The organism is Mycolicibacterium tokaiense, from assembly GCF_010725885.1.
Classification (GTDB): Bacteria; Actinomycetota; Actinomycetes; order Mycobacteriales; family Mycobacteriaceae; genus Mycobacterium; species Mycobacterium tokaiense.
Map to the genome: position 1 here is coordinate 5,752,175 of NZ_AP022600.1, position 19,572 is coordinate 5,771,746.

A 19,572-nucleotide genomic window follows, 5' to 3' on the forward strand; every position below is an offset into this window, starting at 1 on the left:
GTGAGTCGGCTGGTGCTCAGCAAAAGAGGTTCGCCGGAGGCAGAACCCGATCCACCAGGTAGTCCACCGTCGCGCTGTCCACGCACTGCTGGCCGTTGAACACCACGGTGTGCTGGGTGCCGTCGAAGCTGATCAACGGTGCCTGCAGCTGACGGGCCAGGTCCACCCCCGCCTGGTACGGGGTGGCGGGATCGCGAGTGGTGGAGACCACCAACACCGATCCCGGCGGTGCGGGGGCGGCCGGCGCGGGTGAGGAGGTGGCGGGGACCGGCCAGAACGCGCAGATGTCGCGGGGGGCAAACCCGGTGAAGCTGCCGTAGGACAGGAAGGGCGCCACCTGGCGCAGCCGCTGATCGAAGGCCACCCACGCGGTCGGGTCGGTCGGCACCGGGGAATCGGCGCACCGCACCGCATTGAACGCGTCGCGCCGGTTGCTGTAGTGCCCTTGGGAGTCACGGCCCTGGTACACGTCGGCCAGTCCCAGCAGGTCGTCGGCCGCGGTGCCGCGCTGCAGCCCCAGCAGACCGCTGGTCAGCAACAGCCAGTACCGCGGCGAGTACAGCGCGTTGCCGGTGCCGATCACCGCGTCGGAGTAACTCAGCCCGCGCGGATCGTCGGTGCGACCCGGCTGCTGCACCAGCGGATCCACCAGTTGGTGGTACCGGTTGACCCACTGCCCCGGGTCCTGTCCGAGCGGGCAGTCGGCGGACTTGGCGCAGTCCGCGGCGTAGGTGTTGAACGCCTCCTGGAAGCTGGCGTTCTGGCGCAGGGTCTCCTCCAGCGGCGGCACGGCGGGATCGATGGCGCCGTCGAGCACCATGGTCCGCACGTGTTGGCCGAACTGCTGCAGATACGACGTGCCGATCTGGGTGCCGTAACTGAATCCGAGATAGTTCAGCTGGTCGTCGCCGAGGATCTGCCGCACGGTGTCGAGATCGCGCGCCGCGTCGACTGCGCCGACTGCGGCCAGGAACTCCGTGCCCATCCGGTCGGCGCACTGCTGGGCGAACTCGCGGTAGCGGGCCTCGATGGCCGCCACCCCGGCCGGGGTGTAGTCCACCATCGGGTCGCGGCGCCAGGCATCGAACTCGGCGTCGGTGCGGCACCGCAGTTGCGGGGTGGAGTGCCCGATCCCGCGCGGGTCTACCCCGACCAGGTCGAAGTGCTCGTTGACGGGGCTGCCGGCCAGCGCCCGGCCCATCCCGGCCACGGTGTCCACCGCCGAGGCGCCCGGGCCGCCCGGGTTCACGAACAGCGGGCCGATGCGCTCACCCGACGCCGGGATCTTGATCACGGCCAGCTCCGCCTGCGGCACGCTCACCGTGGTGCACTGGGCGGTGGGCAGCATCTCCGGCCCGTAGCCGAAGCGCGCGCAATCCGTCCAAACCTGTTGCTGGGCAGCCGGTTGCGCGGGTTCCGCCTGCGCGGCGGGGGCTGCCACACCGGCCAGTAGGGCGATCGAGAGCAGCATCGAGCCCGGGAGCCTGGTGTGGAGCATGCGCACATCGTTGCATGCCGGGCGAGGCCCCGAGTGACCCAGCTGGTCACGGCCAGGTCTCATTTACCGCTTGGGCAGCTCAGCACTCGGTGTCGGGGCCCGGCACGGCGCCGTCGACCAGGTATTTCACCGCATAGTCGTCGACGCAGGAGTTCCCGCGGAACACCACGGTGTGCTGGGTGCCCTTGAAGGTCACCAGCCCGCCGCCGAGCTGGTCGGCCAGTTTCACGCCGGCCTCATACGGCGTGGCCGGGTCGCCGGTGATCGAGACCACCAGTGTCGCAGGCAGATCTGGCACCGAGAGCTCGTGCGGCTCGCTGGTGGGCGGCACCGGCCACTTGTTGCACGTGGGCTCGGGGACCAGGCCCGTGAACTCGCCGGTGGCCAGGAACGGCGCGACCTCGCGCAGCCTGCGGTCCTCGTCCACCAGGGTCGCCATGTCGGTGACGCGCTGCTCGTCCATGCAGTTGACCGCCATCCGCACGTCGGTGGCATTGGTGTAGTGGCCGTTGCCGTCACGCCGCATGTACAGGTCGGCCAGGATCAGCAGGGTGTCACCGCGGCCCTCACGCAGTTCGGCCAGGCCCTGGGTGAGGTGGCGCCACAGCGTCGGCGAGTACAGCGCCATGATGGTGGCGGTGGTGGCGTCGTAGTGCGACAGCCCGCGCGGATCGGCGGTGGGCGCCGGGGTCTGCTGCCACGGGTCCAGCAGATCCCGGTACACCTCAACGGCTTTCGCGGGATCGGTACCCAACGGGCAGTCCGGACTCGTGGCGCAGTCCGCGGCAAAGTCGTTGAACGCCGACTGGAACGCCGCCGCCTGAGCGATGTCGGCCTCCACCGGGTCAGCGTTGGGGTCGATGGCGCCGTCGAGGATCATCGCCCGCACGTTCTGCGGGTACATCTCGGCGTAGGTGGTGCCGATCCGGGTGCCGTAGGAGTAGCCGAGAAAGGTCAGCTTCTCGTCACCGACCGCCTGACGGATCCGGTCCAGATCGCGGGCGACGTTGTCGGTGCCCACGTTGGCCAGGAAGTCCACCCCCATCTTGTCGATGCAGCGTTGGACGTATTCCTGGGTCTGCTCGTTGAGGTAGTCCACGCCTTCCTGGGTGTACTCGATCACCGGTTCGGCGCGCTGACGGTCGTTGTCGGCGTCGGAGTTGCACCACAGGGCGGGCGACGAGGACGCCACCCCCCGGGGGTCGAAGCCCACGAAGTCGAAGTGCTCGCGGATCTCGGGCGGCAGCGTCGGCAACAGCCCGAAGGCGGCTTCGATTCCGGACTCCCCCGGCCCGCCGGGGTTGAACACCAGCGACCCGATCTTCTCTCCGGTGGCCGGGAACCGGATCAACGCCAGGTCCAGGGAGTCGCCGTCGGCGACGTCGTAGTCGACGGGGACGGCCAGCAATCCGCATTCCGTGCCCTCGGGCACCTCGATGGTGGCAGGGGCATTCAGCTGGCAGGGCTCCCACGCCACCGGCGCGCTGGCACCGGCTCCTGCCGTGGTGGCCTCGCCATCGACCTGCCTGCTGCAGCCCCCGACGGTGAGCACCAGTCCCGCGATGGTCACCCCGGCCACGGTGGCACGCAGGGACCGACGTCGGGGTAACAGACTCATGGGCAACATGCTGCCATGACGGCTACGCGAAACCTCGAAGCGCAGGTAGGCGGGTCTCAGCGGTTGCAGGCGGCCAGCAGCTCCTCCATGCCGACGGCGAAGTCGTCGGCCATCGACCACAGGTCGGGCAGCAGTTCCGGGCAGGAGATCAGGCCCACGTCCAATTTGCCGCTCAGCGACATCACGGTGATGTTCAGGCCCGAGCCGTGGAAGATCGGCCCCAGCGGATACATGGCCTTGACCTCTGAGCCCAGGAAGTACAGCGGCACCTGCGGGCCGGGCACGTTGGACACCACCAGGTTGTGCACCGGGCGGGCCTCGGTGAGCCGGGAGCTGGCGTACAGCCGCATGGCGGCCCCGAACACCGCGGGGGCGGCAAACTGCGACCAGTCCTGCAGCAGCGTCGCCGCGATCGCCGAACTGTGTTCCTTGGCAACCGAAGTGGCGTCGGCGATGGCACTCAGCCGTTCGGCGGGGTCGCCGATGTGGGTCTGCAGGCTTGCGAACATGCCCGAGACCTTGTTGCGCCCGGGGCGGTCCGAGCGGTCGTGCACCGACACCGGCACCATCGCCACCAGCGGGCTGTCGGGCAGTTCGTCGCGGTCGGCCAGGTAGGCCCGTAGCGCCCCGGCCACCAGTGCCATCACCACGTCGTTGACCTTCACCCCGAAGTGGTTCTTGACCTTCTTGACGTCCTCGAGGTCCAGTTGGGCGTAGGCGACGTTGCGGTGCGGGGTGACGGTGGTGTTGAACGCCGTCTGCGGTGCGGTGAACGGACTGGTCATGGCGGCGCCGGACAGGGCCCGACGCACGGTGTCCACCACCGTGGTGACGGTCGCGGGTAGCGTTTTGGCGGCCAGGTGCACGGGCCGGTTGGCAAAACGCACCAGCCCGGTGGCCGCGAGCTCCAGGGTGTTGGCATCGCCGGAACCCGCCACGGGTTCGGGCGCAGCGGCATCGGCCTCGGTGGAGCACAGCTGCGACATCAGGTTCGCACCGGTCACGCCGTCGACGGCGGCGTGGTGGACCTTGGTCATCACCGCCATCCGGCCGCCGGCGTGCACGTCGGTGCCCGCGACGTTCTCGATGACCCACATCTCCCACAGTGGCCGGGAGCGCTCCAGTGGCAGCGAGGCGATGTGCCCGCAGATCTCGGACAGCTCGGCACGGCCACCGGGGGCCGGTAGCGCGATCCGGTGCAGATGCCGGTCGACGTCGAAGTCCTTGTCCTCCACCCACACTGGGTGATCGAGGTTGAAGAAGCTGTCGGCCAGCTTGTCGCGGAACTCCGGCATGGCGGCGATGCGGACCACCAGTTCGTCACGCAGCTTGTCGAACGTGTAGCCCCCGGGCATCGTCGAGGTGTCGACGTCGAGGATGGAGCACACGTGCAACGGCTGCGACGGAGTTTCGAGATACAGGAAGCTGGCGTCGAGCCCGCTGAGCCGTTGCATCGGCAGATCGTATGTCCACCGAGCGCAAGGTGTGAGGAACTCCACTTAACTCACAGTTCACCTGGGCGAGGCGCGGTGGCAGACTTGACGCGTCAGCCGGCCCGGGGACCCGTAGTGGCCTCGAGGATCGAACCGACCACCTCGTTAGGACAGTGATGTCTGAACAAAGCGGAATGCAAGAACAACGTCTATACGGCGCTTCCTCCGAGCCCAAGAAGCGCATCAAGGTACGCACGCATCATCTGCAGCAGTGGAAGAGCGAAGGCCACAAGTGGGCCATGCTCACCGCCTACGACTTCTCCACCGCGCGGGTGTTCGACGACGCCGAGATCCCGGTGCTGCTGGTGGGTGATTCCGCCGCCAACGTCGTCTACGGCTACGACACCACCGTGCCGATCACCATCGACGAGCTGATTCCGCTGGTGCGCGGTGTGGTCAAGGGCGCCCCGCATGCACTGGTGGTGGCCGACCTGCCGTTCGGTTCCTACGAAGGGGGCGCTGCGCAGGCGCTGGCGACGGCCACCCGGTTCCTCAAGGAGACCGGTGCGCACGCGGTGAAGCTCGAGGGCGGCGAGCGGGTGGCCGAGCAGATCGCCACGCTCACCCAGGCCGGCATCCCAGTGATCGCGCACATCGGCTTCACCCCGCAGAGCGTCAACGGCCTGGGCGGTTTCAAGGTGCAGGGCCGCGGCGACGCCGCTGAGCAGACCATCGCCGATGCCATCGCCGTGGCCGAGGCCGGCGCGGTGGCCGTGGTACTGGAGATGGTGCCGGCCGAATTGGCCACGCAGATCACCGGCAAGCTCACCATCCCCACCGTCGGCATCGGCGCGGGCCCCAACTGCGACGCGCAGGTGCTGGTCTGGCAGGACATGGCCGGCATGACCTCCGGGCGCACCGCCAAGTTCGTCAAGCGTTTCGGCGATGTGGGCGGCGAATTGCGCCGCGCAGCAACCGAATACGCCGGCGAGGTGGCCAGCGGTTCCTTCCCCGCCGAGGAACACTCCTTCTGACGTTCTGTCGAGATTCACTCAGCGGCGGGATTTTACGAGATTTCCCGCCCCTGAGTGAATCTCGGCGCTCGCTCGCGGGCGGTCTGGATTCGTCGGACGACCTGCCCCTCGAGATCCTCGGCCACCACGCGGACGACGATCCAGCCCAATCGATCCAGCTCTTCTCGACGGCGCATGTCCCGGACGTATTGGCGGCGGTCCCTGCGGTGCTGGTCGCCGTCGTACTCGATGGCGATTTTGAGATCGGGCCAGCCCATGTCGAGCCGGGCGACAAAGCTGCCGTGCTCGTCGCGAACCTCGATCTGCGTCTGCACGGGCGGAAAACCCTGCCTCCGGATCAACAGTCGCAGCCACGTCTCTTTCGGCGACTCGGCACCGGCATCGACAAGCCGCAGCACCTCATCGGCCTGCCGCAATCCACGAACGCCGGGGTGTTGTCGAGCGACGGCCCCGACATCGCCGACTCCGATGCGGGTCGCGTTCAGCAGTGCGTCGACGGCAGCAACCACGGGTGCGATGCCGGTCCTCCTGGTCGACACTCGCCGAGCCAGGTCGAACGCGGTCCGCGCGGCGGTGGTGACAGTCATCCCGCGCAGCCGTTCATGTTCTGTCGTGTGCAGGCGGTCGTGATGCGTCCGAACACCAGGCGGGGGCCTGGTGCTGGCGAAATACAGGTCGACATCGACACCGGGATCGACCCACTTGGCACCCAACAGCGCCGACGCTGCAGGTCCGCCGACGATGCCTTGCCGCTTCGACCATAGCCATGCCGCTCGGGTACGTACCTGCAGCGTCGGCTCGACGGCGTTGTCGACGTAGACGCCGGGCAGGACGGGGCGACACCTGCTGCGTAACCGGTGTCGGGTCATGACGCCGGCAGCCAGCGCTTCGGCGCCGATGAAGGGTTCGGCCATACCCCGACGATGGCAGCCAGGACGCCAACTCCGCGTACGGTCATCCACAGGCGGCTCGAGATTCACTCAGGGGCGGGACTTCACGAGATTTCCCGCCCCTGAGTGAATCTCGGCGAGTCCCCCTACGCGAACTTCGGCGCCCGCTTGCCCAAGAACGCCTCGATCCCCTCGCGGCCGTCGGAGCCGTCGGCGTTGGCGGAGATCAATTCCGACTCCAGCGCCATCTGCGTCTCGATGTTGTTGCCATGGGACGCCAGTATGAGTTTCTTCACCGCGGCGTGCGAACCGCGTGCGCCCGTGGCGATCTGGGCGGCCAGCGCACCGGCGCGGGCCACCACGTCACCGGAGACCACCTCGTTGACCAGGCCCCACTCGAGCGCCTCGGCCGCCGAGAGCGTCCGGTTGGTCAGCATCAACTCGGCGGCCCGCCGCGGCCCGACCAGGCGCGGCAGGTAGTACGACGCGCTACCGTCGGGGCTCAGCCCGGCCTTGGTGTAGGCCATGGTGAACGAGGCGGCTTCGCTCGCGAGCACCAGGTCGGCGCTGATGGCCAGGGAGAATCCGGCACCCGCGGCGACGCCGTTGACGGCTGCGATCAGCACGGCGTCCATCCGGGCGAAGGTCGCCACCGCCCGGTGCAGGTTGTCGGCGATGCTCGCGACAAACGGTCCGGGACCGGCGGGTGAGGCTGCCATGGCCTTGAGATCGCCTCCGGCACAGAAGAATCGACCGGCGCCGGTGATCACCACTGCTTTGATGTCGGAGGCCGCCACCGTGTCGGCGACCTCGGCCAGCTCGCGGGTCAGCACATCGTCCATACCGTTGGCGGCCGCGGGGCGGTTCAGGGTGATGGTGGCGACGGCGCCGTCTCGGGCGAACAGCAGAGTGTCGAAGGTCATGCCGTGACGTTAACCGGTGCATCCAGCCGGTCTGCCGTGCCCTGCCGCAGCACCTGGGTGTCACCGGCCCAGCCCAGCACCCGCAGCGCGCCCTCGGCGATCACCCAGGGTTGCTCCGGCGGGCACTGCTGATCATCGGAGCGGCGGTTGATCACCGATTCCACCAGCCGGAACGGCAGGTCCGCGGCCTCGGCGGGGCCGTCGCATTCGTCGATCACCCGCGCCGACAACGCACCGTAGTGCGCCCGCAGGGTGGCGCGCCGCTGCCGGAAGCCTTCGAACCGTGCCACCCGGAGTTCGGGCAGCAGGTACAGGGCGCCCAGATTCCACCGGCTGCCGCACAGTTGGCGCACGTCGCTCACCACCAGCAGGTGCAGCCGCGGGACGGCCGACGACGATTCGGTCAGCAGTTCGCCCGCCAGGGCCAGCGGGGCGTCCACGGTGTCGGCCAGCAACGCGTCCAGCAGGTCGTCCTTGGTCGCGAAGTGGTGATAGAGCGAGGCCTGCCGCATGCCGACCGCGTCGGCGATGGCCCGGGTGGAGGTGCTGGCGAAGCCGTGGGTGGTGAACAGTTCCGCGGCAGCGTCGAGGATCTCCTCGCGGGCGGTGTTGCCCGGCCGTCGGGATTGCTCCAGCCGGGGGCGTCCGCGGCCGTCGGTGCGCATGGGTCACATCCTCGCATCCCCGCCACTCGCACACCTGCACCCTAATTCCTGTCATCTGACAGAAATTGTCATGTGAACGTAACAGCCCAGATACGGCCCCGGAACGGGCGCGTTCAAAACTTTCAGTCGACAGTTAATCGTGCCGAGGAGGAACCATGAGCACCGCGTCGACCGACGGCGCACGATCGCACGCCCGGTCCCAGGCCGGCGGCGCCACCATGCGCATCCCCGCCACCCCGGCCGAGGTGGATTCCACCCGGCTGACCTGGGCTGAGAGCGTTCCTGCCGGGTCCTACACCACCCGGGTCCTGGGCCGCGGCAGCCGCCTGCGTCTGGCCGATCCCGACGGCGGCGCTGCGGCGAACCTGCTGATGTTCCGCGCCGACGCCAACTGGGAGCGCCTCAACGTCGCAGACACCATGAAGGTGCCGTGGCAGGCCTATCTGAGCGTCGGGCACCCCCTGCTCTCCGACCAGGGCCGGGTGCTCGCGACCGTGGTGGGCGACACCTCGGGTCATCACGACCTGGTGTGCGGCATGACGCCCGCCGCCCAGGCCGCCATGCTGCTGGCCGTCGCCAAACACGGCATGGACGTGCGCGACGTCGCCCCGTCCGCGTCCTTCTTCCAGGGCGCGCGGGTGGGCGCCGACGGCGGCCTGCACTTTACCGGATCCGCCGGGCCCGCAACGTATGTCGACCTGCTGATCCACCTGCCGGTCGTGGTGGCGCTGGTGAATTCGGCGCACCCACTGGACCCGGCGCCCGCCACCACCGCGCTCGACGTCCTGGCCTGGCGGGCCGACGCCGACGAACTGAGCACGCCGGTCAACGACGACCCCGAGTATCTGCGGGCGCTGTTCAACACCGAGAGCACCTGGGCCCTGGCCCGCAACAGTGAGGGACTGTGATGACCCTGACCACCGGCATCGTCTCCGACCAGACCGTCGCGGCCTGCGCCCCGTGGTCGACCGTGCTGCGACCCGGCCAGCACCTGCAGATCATCGACCTGGAGGGCAACCAGGCGGTCGACACGCTGTTCTACGGCGTGTTCCCCGGCACCAGCACAGTGGACCCCGCCAAGCGGTACAGCTGCCAGGCCACCGTCACCGCGCAGGGCAACATCTTTCTCACCACCGGTTCGGTGCTGCGCGCCACCGACGGCACCCCGCTGGTGACGATCGTCGCCGACGAGGTGGGCAATCACGACACGTTGGCCGGCGCCTGCTCCAAGGAGTCCAACACCCTGCGCTACGGCCACCACACGGTGCACCAGCATGCGTGCGCCGAGAACTTCCTGGCCGAAGCCGCCAAATACGGTATGGGCAAACGGGATATCGTGCCCAACATCAACTTCTTCATGAACGTACCGGTGGAGGCCGATGGCACCCTCGGCATCGTCGACGGGCTGTCCGCGCCGGGGAAGTCGCTGACGGTGCGCGCCGAGACCGACACGCTGGTGCTGGTCTCCAACTGCCCGCAGATCAACAATCCCTGCAACGGCTTCAACCCGACCCCGGTGCGGATGGTGACCACCGCCCCATGACCGCCAAAGTCGATGTGGTCGAGCCCGGGATGCTGACCACGGTGCAGGACTGGCCGGGCCGAATCGGCTACTGGCACATCGGCGTTCCGCCGTCGGGCCCCATGGACGACCTGTCGTTCCGCCTCGGCAACCGACTGCTGGGCAATGCCGAGGGCGCCCCCGGCCTGGAATGCACCCGCGGCGGTCCGACGTTGCGGTTCCCCGACGGCGCGCGGGTGTGCGTCACCGGAGCACCCGCGCCGGTCAGCGTCGACGGAACCGCTGTGCCGCAGTGGCAGTCCATTACCGTGCCGCCCGGGGGCACGCTGACGGTGGGAATGATCACCGGACCCGGCATGCGCAGCTACGTGCTGTTCTCCGGCGGCCTGGTGGAGCCCGACTACCTGGACAGCACAGCCACTTTCACCATGGCAGCATTCGGCGGGCACGACGGCCGGGCCCTGCGCGCCGGCGATGACCTGACCATCAGCGGTGACCCGGGGGCCGATGAACCGGCACCCGAGCGTGCCGCCCGGGTCGCGATCGAGGAACAGCCCAGCATCGGACACCGCTGGGAGCTGGCGGTCACCGAGGGTCCCCACGGGGCTCCGGAGTTCTTCACCCGCGCCGACATCACCACGCTGCTGAGCACGGACTACACCGTCCACTTCAACTCCGACCGCACCGGCGTGCGCCTGGAGGGACCCAAGCCGCAGTGGGCCCGCACCGACGGCGGCGAGGCCGGGTTGCACCCGTCGAACATCCACGACAACGCCTATTGTGTTGGTGCACTGGACTTCACCGGCGACACCCCGATCCTGCTCGGCCCGGACGGGCCCAGCCTCGGCGGCTTCGTCTGCCCCCTGACAGTGGTGCGCGCTGATCGCTGGAAGCTGGGTCAGCTGGCCCCGGGCGACGCCGTGCGGTTCGTCCCGGTGCGGGCGCAACGCGCCCCCTCGCTGGACCGCCTCGACGTGCAACGCAGAGCGTCGTTCCCGGTGGTGTTCTCCCGGTCCGGTGACGGCGACGACGGCGTGCTGGCCCGCTTCCAGACCCGGGACGGCACCGACGTGACCCTGCGACGCAGCGGCGACGGCGGGGTGCTCATCGAGTACGGGCCGATGCTGCTGGACCTGGCGATGCGCGCCCGCGTCCATGTGCTCTACGAGGAGCTCAGCCGGCGGGGCATCGACGGGATCACCGAGATGGTGCCGGGGGTGCGCTCGCTGCAGGTGCAGTTCGACCCGAGCAGGCTGAGCATCGACGAGCTCACCGAGCTGCTGGCGGGCATCGACGAAACCCTGCCGGCCACCGAGCAGCTGGTGGTGCCCAGCCGCGAGGTCCGCCTGCCACTGTCCTGGGACGACCCGTCGACGCACGAGGCGATTCAGCGCTACATGCACGGTGTGCGCGCCGACGCGCCCTGGTGTCCGTGGAACATCGAGTTCATCCGGCGGATCAACGGCCTGGCCGACGTCGAGGCGGTGCACGACATCGTCTATGGCGCCCAGTACCTGGTCCTCGGGCTCGGCGATGTCTACCTCGGCGCACCGGTGGCCACTCCTTTGGACCCGCGGCACCGACTGGTGACCACGAAGTACAACCCGGCCCGGACCTGGACCCCGGAGAACGCCGTCGGCATCGGCGGTGCCTACATGTGCATCTACGGCATGGAAGGCCCGGGCGGCTACCAGTTCGTGGGCCGTACCACCCAGGTGTGGAACCACCGGCATCCCCGCGATGCCGGTTCCTTCGAACCGGGCACGCCGTGGCTGCTGCGCTACTTCGACCGGATCAGCTTCTACCCGGTCAGGGCTGCCGAGCTGATGGATCTGCGGGCTGACACCGCCGCCGGCCGCGGGGACGTGGACATCGCAGACGGCACCTTCTCCCTGCCGGATTACCTGGAGTTCCTGGCCGCCGACGCCGACCCGATCGCGGCGTTCCGCCGCCAGCAGGCCGACGCCTTCGCCGCCGAACGCCAGGCGTGGGACACCGCCGGGGAGTTCACCAGAAAGTAGCCGTCAGCGTGCGTAGCTCGCTGTTCACCTGGGTGTGGCACTCTGTTCAGATTCTCGGACCCATCCCAGCAGCGAAGGTGGACATGCCAACCGCGAAACCGACCCGGCACAAGGAGATCGAGCGCAAGTTCGACGTCACCGAATCCACGGTGTCGCCGTCCTTCGACGGACTGAACGCTGTCGCCCGGGTGGAGCTCTCCCCCGCCGAGTCACTCGACGCCGTCTACTACGACACCGCCGGCCATGACCTGGCCGCCCACAAGATCACCTTGCGCCGCCGCACCGGGGGCAGCGACGAGGGGTGGCACCTCAAACTGCCCGCGGGCGCCGACGCGCGCACCGAGGTCCGGGTGCCGCTGGAGGCCGGTACCGACACTGTGCCGGCCGACCTGCTCGACGTGGTGCTGGCGATCGTCCGGGACCGTCCACTGGCGCCCGTCGCACGCATCAGCACGACTCGCCACATCCAGCTGCTCTACGGCGCCGACGGGGTGGCGCTCGCCGAGTTCTGCGATGACCAGGTGACCGCATGGGCCACCGACGGTGACGAGCAGGCATGGCGGGAGTGGGAACTGGAACTGCTGTCCCCCGACGCCGACCCCGCGCTGTTGGGCCGGCTCGGCAATCGCCTGCTCGACGCCGGCGCCGCCCCCGCCGCCAGCGGGTCGAAGCTGGCCAGGGTCCTGGGCAGCGCCCCCGCCCCAGCACCGACGCCCGAGGATCCGGTGCACCGCGCGGTCGCCGAGCAGGTCGCCGAGCTGGTGGAATGGGACCGCGCCGTGCGCGCCGACGTCTGGGATTCGGTGCACCAGATGCGGGTCACCACCCGCAAGCTGCGCAGCCTGCTCAAGGAGTCCGAGGAGTCCTTCGGCCTGACCGACGACAGCTGGGTGCTGGACGAACTCAAGGCCCTGGCTGCCATCCTGGGCGTGGCCCGCGACGCCGAGGTGCTCGCCGAGCGGTACGAGAAGTCGCTGGCCGACCTGCCCGCCGAGCTGGTGCGCGGCCCGGTGCACGAGCGGCTGGTCGACGGCGCCCAGAAGCGTTACGCCGTCGGGCACCGCAGGTCGCTGGCCGCCATGCGCACCCCGCGCTACTTCCGGCTGCTGGACGCCCTCGAAGAGCTGGCCACCTCCGAGCCGGTGACCACCGACGGTGCCGAGCACAAGCCGGTGACCGTCGACTCGGCGTACAAGCGGGTCCGCAAGGCCGCCCGGGCCGCCGACGAGGCCACCGAGGACCGCGACGAAGCGCTCCACCGAATCCGCAAGAGCGCCAAGCGATTGCGATACACCGCCTCGGCACTGGGCGCCGACAAGGTGGCCGGCGCCGCCAAGGAGATCCAGACGCTGCTCGGCGACCATCAGGACAGCCACGTCAGCCGCGCCCACCTGCTGCAGGAGGCCGAGGCCGCCCACGCCGCCGGCGAGGACACCTTCACCTACGGATTGCTCTACCAACGCGAGTACGAGTTCGCCGAGGCGGCGCGGCTGCAGGTGGAGGATGCGCTGGCGGCGCTGCAGAAGGCGGTGCGCAAGCTCTGAGGGGCGAACGAGCTGGCCTGTAAGCCGGATTCTGTCCTGAACCCGTGAGGGTTCAGTGGCGACCATCCATCTGGGCACACCGTCGCCGGGTACCTCGAGCGGCCTACCCGCAGACTCGGGCGAGCAACCCTCGAACGTCTGCGCGATCGCGCCCCCACGCGATCTTCTTGGCCTTGCTTCGGGTGGGGTTTGCCTAGCCATCCCGGTCACCCGGGATGCTGGTGCGCTCTTACCGCACCGTTTCACCCTTACCAGTACTGGCGGTCTGTTTTCTGTGGCACTGTCCCGCGAGTCACCTCGGATTGCCGTTAGCAATCACCCTGCTCTGTGAAGTCCGGACTTTCCTCGAAAGATCCGGCCGTCCCTCCTCCCCCTCTGCAGGACCGGTCGGTCTTCCGCGGCCGCCCAGCCAACTCGTTCGCCCAACCAAGGTACTGGTTACCGCAGGCGAAAGGCGAATGAATGACGGCTGCCCCCAGTGCTCGCCGCCCGGTTTCACGGACGGTGTCATGCCGGTCTGGGCCGTTGCTCGGTGTAATCGATGCAACGAGAGGAACCGTGCTTGAGCACCAGCTTTCACCTGCGTCCGGTGGCACTGGCGTCGTCGACGGCCACCATGTCGATCGCCCCCTCGCTGTTGGTGGCTGCCACCGCGGTCCAGATTTCGGCGGATCTGCACCTCGACATCGGTCAGGTCGGTCTGGCGGTCTCGGGGTTCTACGGCGCCACCGCCGTCACCACCGCGGCGCTGGGTCGGCTGGTGTCCCGTCAGGGCCCGCGCCGCAGCCTGATGGCGGTGATGACGGTCAATGCCGCGGTGCTGGTGATCCTGGGCTTGGCGCAGAACATCTGGGTGATGGCGGCCGCGCTGCTGGCGGGAGGGATGGCCAACGGCGCGGTGCACCCCGCCAGCAACGTGGTGCTCGCGGAGGGTGTGCGGGGGCATCTCGGTCTGGCCCTGGGGATCAAGCAGTCGGCGATGCCGGCCGCCGGGATTGCCGGAGGTCTGGCCGTGCCGGCCATCGCCCTGACGGTGGGCTGGCGGTGGGCTTTTGCCGTCGCCGCCCTGGTGAGCTGCGGGCTGGTCGTGGCAGCGTTCTGTCACCGGCCCGACGCCGGTCCGGCCCGACTCCACGTCGACACCGAAGGTGTGTCCGGTGCAGCGTTTCCGCTGCGGCTCCTCAGCCTCGGCGTCTGTTGCGGAGCGGCCGCCGGGACCTCGTTGACGGTGCTGCTGATCTCCGGCACCGTGGCCTCGGGCATGCTGGCGCCCGGGCAGGCCGGCCTGCTGGCCGCAGGCTGCGGCACCCTGGCCGTGCTCGCGCGCATCGGCCTCGGCCGGTACGGCGACCGCCGCCCGCAGCGTGATCCGACGGTGAACGCCGTTGCCCTGCTGTTCCTCTGCTGCGTCGGCGGTGCCCTGATGGCAACGGGGTGGCCTCCGCTGTTCGTTCTCGGCGCGACGCTGGCAGCGGGACTGGGATTCGGGTGGACTGGGCTGGTCCATCTGGCCACCATGCGCGCACACGCCGACGACCCCGCCCGCGCCACCGGAACCCTGATGACGGGCTTTGCCACCGGATCGTTCCTGGGCCCGCTGGTAGTGGCGCAGGTGGCCTCGCAGTGGGGCTACCGGCCCGTGTGGATCAGCGTCGCGGCACTGGCGTTGATCAGCGCGCTGGCGCTGGCGGCCGTAATTCGCAGTGGCCGGCGCAGCCTGGCGCGCACTGCGGGTTAAGGGTCGTCGCCGGGGTCGATGATCCGTTCCGGGTGGTGGAGGTTGTTGGTGCGGGACTGGCCGCAGTCGAGGTGTGGCGGCGGGATCCACTCGGTGACACCATCCTCGGGGCGGTTTCTTGTGGTCCATCCGGTGGTCTCCACCATCCGATTGTTCGGCCCGCACGCCAACGTCAGGTCCTCGATGTCGGTGCGCCCACCGTCCTTCCAATCCTGATTGGCGTGATGCACCTGGGAACGGTAGGCGCTGGCGGTGCAGCCGGGCATCGTGCAGCCCCGGTGCTTCGCGAGCAGCATCAACCGCTGGGCGAGGGTGGCGGTCCGGCGGGCCCGGCCCAGATGCAGCGGTAGCCCTTTGCCGTCGAACAGCGCCAGCCATGGGCGGGAGTGGGCGGCGAACTTCAGCACATCGGCGATCGGCAGCAGCGTGCCGCCGGCGGTCAGCCCGTGGCCGGTGCCCTTCTCCAGATCGGTCAGACTCACCGTGATCACCACGTTCGCCGGTAATCCGTTGACGGTCCCCGTCGGCTGCGTGGTGAGCAGGCGTTGGCACAACGCCAGCAGCGCGTCGTGATTCCGCTTGCCCGTGGTGCGGGTGTCGTTGCGTATCTGCTCTTCTGTGGGTTCACCGTCAAGGCAGGGGTTCTCATCAGCCGGGTTGCACATCCCCGGGGCGGCGTTGCGCTCCAGCAACGGCTCCAGAGTCGCCCAGGCCTCCGGGGTCAACAAGCCTTCGAAGGGCCGCATCCCGTCGGGGCGTTGCTTGCCGACCCGGATGTAGGCCAGGGCTTGACGGTCCTCATCGGAGAGCTCCCCGTCCTGGTTCAGCAGATAGAGCATGTGCGCTGCGGCTGTGCGGAACGCCTCAGGCCCCAGCTCACAGGCATGCTGGGCCAACTTGGCCTCGGCGTTGGCCCGGGTCTGAAAATCCACCGCCAACGGCAGCTTGCTGAAGAACCACCGCAGATGCTTGATGTGCTCGGCGCCGATCAACCCCTGCGCCTGACCGCGCGCGAACGTCGGCATGGAGGGTGCCAGCGGTTCACCGGTCAGCGAGGTCCGCGGCCCCAACAACGCCGCCTCATCCAACCGGCGGCGCGCCTCCGAGGTGGAGATCCGCAGCCGCTGCGACAGCACTGCCGCGTAATTCTTGGCACCCAAGGCCACCGGTGAACTCTGAGACGTGATCCGCTGATACACCCGATGATCGAGCACCGGCTGCGCGCGGTGCACGGCTTCGCGGCGCTGCTGCACATTCAACAACTCGGCATCGGAGAACGCGTCGATGGACAGCCGATTCATCCGGGCGGTCAGTTCTTCGATCTGCGCCAGGGCAGCCAGCATCGCCTCTCGGTCTGCGACTGCCGATCTGCCCATGCCTCGAACATATAGGCGACCACCGACATTTAGATTGAGTGAGTGCTCGCGGACAGCCAGGCTACCGACTGGAACCTTCTGGGATTCCTGATTTCTGAGTGGCTGTCGCGGCACAACCTGCGCGATTCTGGTGTCCCTGTTCGGGAACTTGGAGCCGACTGATGGTTGGACTCCTGCTTATGGAATGTCTGGGCTATGCCAGCCTCGATCGCAGGTTAACCACCCACTTGATCGAAAGGACATGGCATGGAACTGATCCTAGGCATTGATGTCGCCTGCAGGGCTGCTCATCAAGCGTCCCTGGCGCGCCCTGACGGGACCTTCGTCTGGACAGGTCGGCGATTCTTCACTCGCCCCGATGAACTCGAGAAGCTCTGGACCGCTTGCGGACTAAAGAAGCGCGACACCGTACGCATCATCATGGAACCCACCCGCAACGCCTGGGCGCCGTTGGCATCGTGGTTCCGCCACCGAGGTGCACGAGTGTCCATGGTTCCCACGACGCAATCTGCCGATCTACGAGCCTATTACTCCAAACACGCCAAAAACGACCACCTCGACTCCAAAATGCTGGCCCGGCTGCCACTCCTGCACCCCGAAGGATTGCGCGATCACACCGGCGGCGGCCCGGCTGAGCCACTGCGCCGGATCGTCAAAATCCGATCATCCATCGTCAAACGCCGCACCGCGGTCTTTCAACGCCTCGATGCCCAACTGGAGTTGCTCGGCCCGGCCTGGTACGACGCCTTGAGTGCCCGATTCGGCAAGACCGCCCTAGAACTGCTGGCCCGCTACGCCGATCCCAACACAGTGATCCGCCTCGGACATGCACGGCTGACCCGATTCCTGATCCGCCACTCCCGCGGCGCCTGGCGTGAAACCTACGCCACCGCGATCCTCGCTGCAGCTCGGGAATCGTTGCAGCTGTGGGGCTCTGGCGACGACGCGCGCATCGATTTCGCCGAGTTGGCCGCCGATATCGCCGTAGAAGCCGAACAAGCCCTTGCGTTGACCGAACAAATCGACGACCTCGATGAACGAGCCGCCAACCTCTACGCCGAAGCCGACCCCAACGGCATCATCGCCTCCGCGCCCGGCGTCGGTCCGATCATTGGCGCCGTCATCGCCGGCCGTCTCGGGACCCCACCGATTCCACTCGTTAGCTGCCATCCGCGCCTACTCCGGGCTGATTCCCAAGCTCAACCAGTCCGGGCAAACCCATCAACAGACCGGATTGACCAAGGCCGGCGATCCGCTGCTGCGGGAAGCGCTCTTCGCCGCCGCCGATCATGCCCGCAAGACCGATCCCCAGTTGGCCGCCAAGTACAAACGGCTCATGCAAACCGAGCGTCATCATGACTCAGCGCTCTGCCACATCGCCACCATACTGCTGACCCGTATCGCCACCTGCCTCCGCACAGGTCAGCCCTACAAAATGCGGGATATCGACGGCCGACCCATCCACGCTGACGAAGGCCGAAAATTGGTCACCGCCCACCACCGCGTCGACCAGAAGATTCGAGTCAAGGCCGCCGACACCCGCCGCACACAGCGACTCAAAGGAAGGACGGGCCGGGGACAACAGGAGTCGCCAAGCGCTCCAATCCACCGGCCCGTCAACCACAGTCTAGAAGCCGCCTCATGACTTGACATCGCTTAGGAACTCAAAAATCCGCGTGATGTTACACGCGATACTCAAGTGGTACAGGTGTTTTCGATCCCTGCCGCGCTCAGCCCCGGCGCCGCAGCACCATCACATTGTCAGCGATCCGGGCCTGCTGCCCATCGGGCCCGGTGGCGTCGCGCATCGCCGCCTCGGCGCGCACCACCTCCCAGTCGGACTCCGGCAGCGCCAATCCGGCCAGCACCTCCTGCACCGAAGCGAAGTGGTGATCCTGGTGGCGGTGCCCCGACCAGGGCGGCGCCTCACAATGATCGACGAGCAGGAACAGCCCGCCGGGCGCAACGGCTGCTGCGGCACGCCGCAGCAGCGTGTAGCGGTCCCACTCCACCGGCGACTGCAGGAACTGCGCGGACACCAGGTCGAACTCGCCGTCGGGGAAGCTGCGGGTCAGGTCATGGTGCTGGAAGTCGATGCGAGAAGCCAACTCTCCGGCATCCTCGGCAGCCCGCCGCAGCGCCTCATCGGAGATGTCCACGGCCGTGACCTGCCAGTCCCGCGAGGCCAGCCACTTGGCGTCACCGCCTTCGCCGCAACCCAGGTCCAGCGCCCGCCCCGGCGGCAGCGCGTCCGCCACCTCGACCAGCCGCACATTGGCCGCGCCGCTCCAGCGTCGGGCCGACTCGCGGTACATGGTGTTCCAGAGTTCCTGTGTCTCGGCACTGTTCATCGTGCGTCTCCTCGTGGGGGTATCGGAAGTCCGACGTCTTCGGACATCAGTGTCTGCATGATCGCTGCGCCGGCCAGTGCCCCTGCGGCCACTGCGGCGGCCACCTGCGGCATCTGGGTGCTCACGTCGCCGGCGGCGAAGACGCCGGGAATACTGGTGCGGCAGAACGCGTCCACCTTCACCGCGTCCACAACAGCGGGACCCGGCTCAGTGAACTCCACGCCCAGCTGCTGCGCCAGCGCCGAGCGCTGGTGCAGGGTGGTCGACACCAGCAGCCCACCCCGCAGCAGGCGCTCGTCGTCATCGAACACCACCGCCTTCAAGCGTCCGTCCGCGCCGTCGAGGCGCACGATCCGGCGTTCGTCCACGGACACCTTGGCCGCCGAGAGCAGAACCTGTTGTGCGGCATCCAGTTCGGCGCGGCCATTGGTCAGCAGCACCACGTCGTCGCTCCAGCCGCGCAGCAGCAGGGCCATGTGCACGGCGCGATCGCCGTTGGCGCACACCGCCAGCGGCCGGTCGCGGACCTCCCAGCCGTGGCAGAACGGGCAGTGGAACACCGAGTCACCCCACAGCTCCGCAGCGCCGGGCAGGTCGGCGGGCCGATAGTCCATGCCGGTGGCCAGCAGCACGGTGCGGGTGCTGATCTCGGCGCCGTCGTCCAGCCGCGTCACGAACCCGCCGGCCACGGCAGTGGCGTCCACCACGGTCCCGTCCCGCACCTCCACCGTGGGGTAAGCCGTCAACTCCGCGCGGCCGTCTTCGTACAACTGCGCCGGCGCTCGCCCGTCGTGGCCCAGCAACCCGCCGATCCCGTGGGCCGCCCGGTTGCTCTGCCGGCCGGCGTCTACCACCACCACCCGGCGGCGGGCCCGGCCCAGCACCAGTGCGGCGCTCAGTCCGGCAGCCCCGCCGCCGACGATCACACAATCAACATCCATGACTCGAGCTTGCCCACG

Annotated in this window: 16 protein-coding genes, 1 other RNA gene and 1 pseudogene; 8 read left to right on the forward strand and 10 right to left on the reverse strand. The window is 68.5% G+C overall.

The features are described 5' to 3' along the window. Positions 1-16: 16 nt before the first annotated feature. The 3 genes from G6N58_RS27725 to G6N58_RS27735 all read right to left on the reverse strand — a co-directional run bounded on the left by G6N58_RS27725 (position 17) and on the right by G6N58_RS27735 (position 4,570). Complete coding sequence (locus tag G6N58_RS27725) at positions 17-1,498, reverse strand: alpha/beta hydrolase (protein ID WP_115280665.1); 1,482 nt, start codon at positions 1,496-1,498, stop codon at positions 17-19. Positions 1,499-1,577: 79 nt separating this feature from the next. After that, positions 1,578-3,116 (reverse strand): alpha/beta hydrolase, encoded by a 1,539-nt coding sequence (locus G6N58_RS27730; protein WP_232068029.1) that lies wholly within the window; start codon positions 3,114-3,116, stop codon positions 1,578-1,580. 56 nt (positions 3,117-3,172) lie between these two features. Further along, positions 3,173-4,570 carry a WS/DGAT/MGAT family O-acyltransferase gene (locus G6N58_RS27735; protein WP_115280663.1) on the reverse strand — a complete coding sequence of 466 codons (1,398 nt, stop codon included), beginning with the start codon at positions 4,568-4,570 and terminating at the stop codon, positions 3,173-3,175. Positions 4,571-4,743: 173 nt separating this feature from the next. Here G6N58_RS27735 and panB point away from each other — a divergent pair, with 173 nt between their 5' ends. Further along, positions 4,744-5,583 carry a 3-methyl-2-oxobutanoate hydroxymethyltransferase gene (gene panB, locus G6N58_RS27740; RefSeq protein WP_115280662.1) on the forward strand — a complete coding sequence of 280 codons (840 nt, stop codon included), beginning with the start codon at positions 4,744-4,746 and terminating at the stop codon, positions 5,581-5,583. A gap of 32 nt (positions 5,584-5,615) precedes the next feature. On the opposite strand, the gene G6N58_RS27745 is transcribed toward panB, so the two are convergent. The 3 genes from G6N58_RS27745 to G6N58_RS27755 all read right to left on the reverse strand — a co-directional run bounded on the left by G6N58_RS27745 (position 5,616) and on the right by G6N58_RS27755 (position 8,061). Further along, positions 5,616-6,497, reverse strand: coding sequence for an endonuclease domain-containing protein (locus G6N58_RS27745; RefSeq protein ID WP_115280661.1), 882 nt, complete (start codon positions 6,495-6,497; stop codon positions 5,616-5,618). A gap of 122 nt (positions 6,498-6,619) precedes the next feature. Beyond that, positions 6,620-7,396 (reverse strand): enoyl-CoA hydratase/isomerase family protein, encoded by a 777-nt coding sequence (locus tag G6N58_RS27750; RefSeq protein ID WP_115280660.1) that lies wholly within the window; start codon positions 7,394-7,396, stop codon positions 6,620-6,622. Further along, complete coding sequence (locus G6N58_RS27755; RefSeq protein WP_115280659.1) at positions 7,393-8,061, reverse strand: TetR/AcrR family transcriptional regulator; 669 nt, start codon at positions 8,059-8,061, stop codon at positions 7,393-7,395. Before G6N58_RS27755 ends, G6N58_RS27750 begins: the two co-directional genes overlap by 4 nt. Positions 8,062-8,216: 155 nt before the next feature. Here G6N58_RS27755 and G6N58_RS27760 point away from each other — a divergent pair, with 155 nt between their 5' ends. From G6N58_RS27760 to G6N58_RS27775, 4 genes are all read left to right on the forward strand, one after another. Then, entirely contained in the window at positions 8,217-8,969 is a 753-nt protein-coding gene (locus tag G6N58_RS27760; RefSeq protein ID WP_115280658.1) for a DUF1989 domain-containing protein, read from the forward strand. Next, positions 8,969-9,604, forward strand: a complete 636-nt coding sequence (locus tag G6N58_RS27765; RefSeq protein ID WP_172545029.1) for an urea amidolyase associated protein UAAP2 — start codon at positions 8,969-8,971, stop codon at positions 9,602-9,604. The genes G6N58_RS27760 and G6N58_RS27765 overlap by 1 nt, the downstream gene beginning before the upstream one ends. Beyond that, entirely contained in the window at positions 9,601-11,604 is a 2,004-nt protein-coding gene (locus G6N58_RS27770; RefSeq protein WP_163908490.1) for a 5-oxoprolinase/urea amidolyase family protein, read from the forward strand. Before G6N58_RS27765 ends, G6N58_RS27770 begins: the two co-directional genes overlap by 4 nt. 83 nt (positions 11,605-11,687) lie before the next feature. Beyond that, positions 11,688-13,148: a CYTH and CHAD domain-containing protein gene (locus tag G6N58_RS27775; protein WP_115282008.1), complete on the forward strand. Its 1,461-nt coding sequence runs from the start codon at positions 11,688-11,690 to the stop codon at positions 13,146-13,148. A 4-nt stretch (positions 13,149-13,152) separates the two neighbouring features. On the opposite strand, the gene rnpB is transcribed toward G6N58_RS27775, so the two are convergent. Then, positions 13,153-13,565, reverse strand: an RNA gene (rnpB, locus tag G6N58_RS27780) — RNase P RNA component class A. A 145-nt stretch (positions 13,566-13,710) separates the two neighbouring features. Between rnpB and G6N58_RS27785 the strand changes: the two genes are divergently transcribed. Further along, entirely contained in the window at positions 13,711-14,886 is a 1,176-nt protein-coding gene (locus tag G6N58_RS27785) for an MFS transporter (RefSeq protein ID WP_163908492.1), read from the forward strand. Here the strand turns inward: G6N58_RS27785 and G6N58_RS27790 are convergent. Next, the gene (locus G6N58_RS27790; protein WP_115280655.1) at positions 14,883-16,262 is read right to left on the reverse strand and encodes an HNH endonuclease signature motif containing protein; all 1,380 of its coding nucleotides are present in this window, start codon (positions 16,260-16,262) and stop codon (positions 14,883-14,885) included. The two genes, G6N58_RS27785 and G6N58_RS27790, sit on opposite strands and share 4 nt — an antisense overlap. 246 nt (positions 16,263-16,508) lie before the next feature. Here G6N58_RS27790 and G6N58_RS31375 point away from each other — a divergent pair. Then, positions 16,509-16,931 (forward strand): annotated as a pseudogene (locus G6N58_RS31375) (IS110 family transposase); the annotation flags it as partial. 364 nt (positions 16,932-17,295) lie between these two features. Then, positions 17,296-17,907 carry a transposase gene (locus G6N58_RS31380; RefSeq protein ID WP_232068066.1) on the forward strand — a complete coding sequence of 204 codons (612 nt, stop codon included), beginning with the start codon at positions 17,296-17,298 and terminating at the stop codon, positions 17,905-17,907. A gap of 85 nt (positions 17,908-17,992) precedes the next feature. Here G6N58_RS31380 and G6N58_RS27800 read toward each other — a convergent pair whose 3' ends face one another. Both G6N58_RS27800 and G6N58_RS27805 read right to left on the reverse strand, forming a co-directional pair. After that, on the reverse strand, positions 17,993-18,613 hold the full coding sequence (locus G6N58_RS27800) for a class I SAM-dependent methyltransferase (protein ID WP_115280654.1): 621 nt from the start codon (positions 18,611-18,613) through the stop codon (positions 17,993-17,995). Further along, positions 18,610-19,554: an NAD(P)/FAD-dependent oxidoreductase gene (locus G6N58_RS27805; protein ID WP_115280653.1), complete on the reverse strand. Its 945-nt coding sequence runs from the start codon at positions 19,552-19,554 to the stop codon at positions 18,610-18,612. The genes G6N58_RS27800 and G6N58_RS27805 overlap by 4 nt, the downstream gene beginning before the upstream one ends. Between the last annotated feature and the right edge of the window lie 18 nt (positions 19,555-19,572).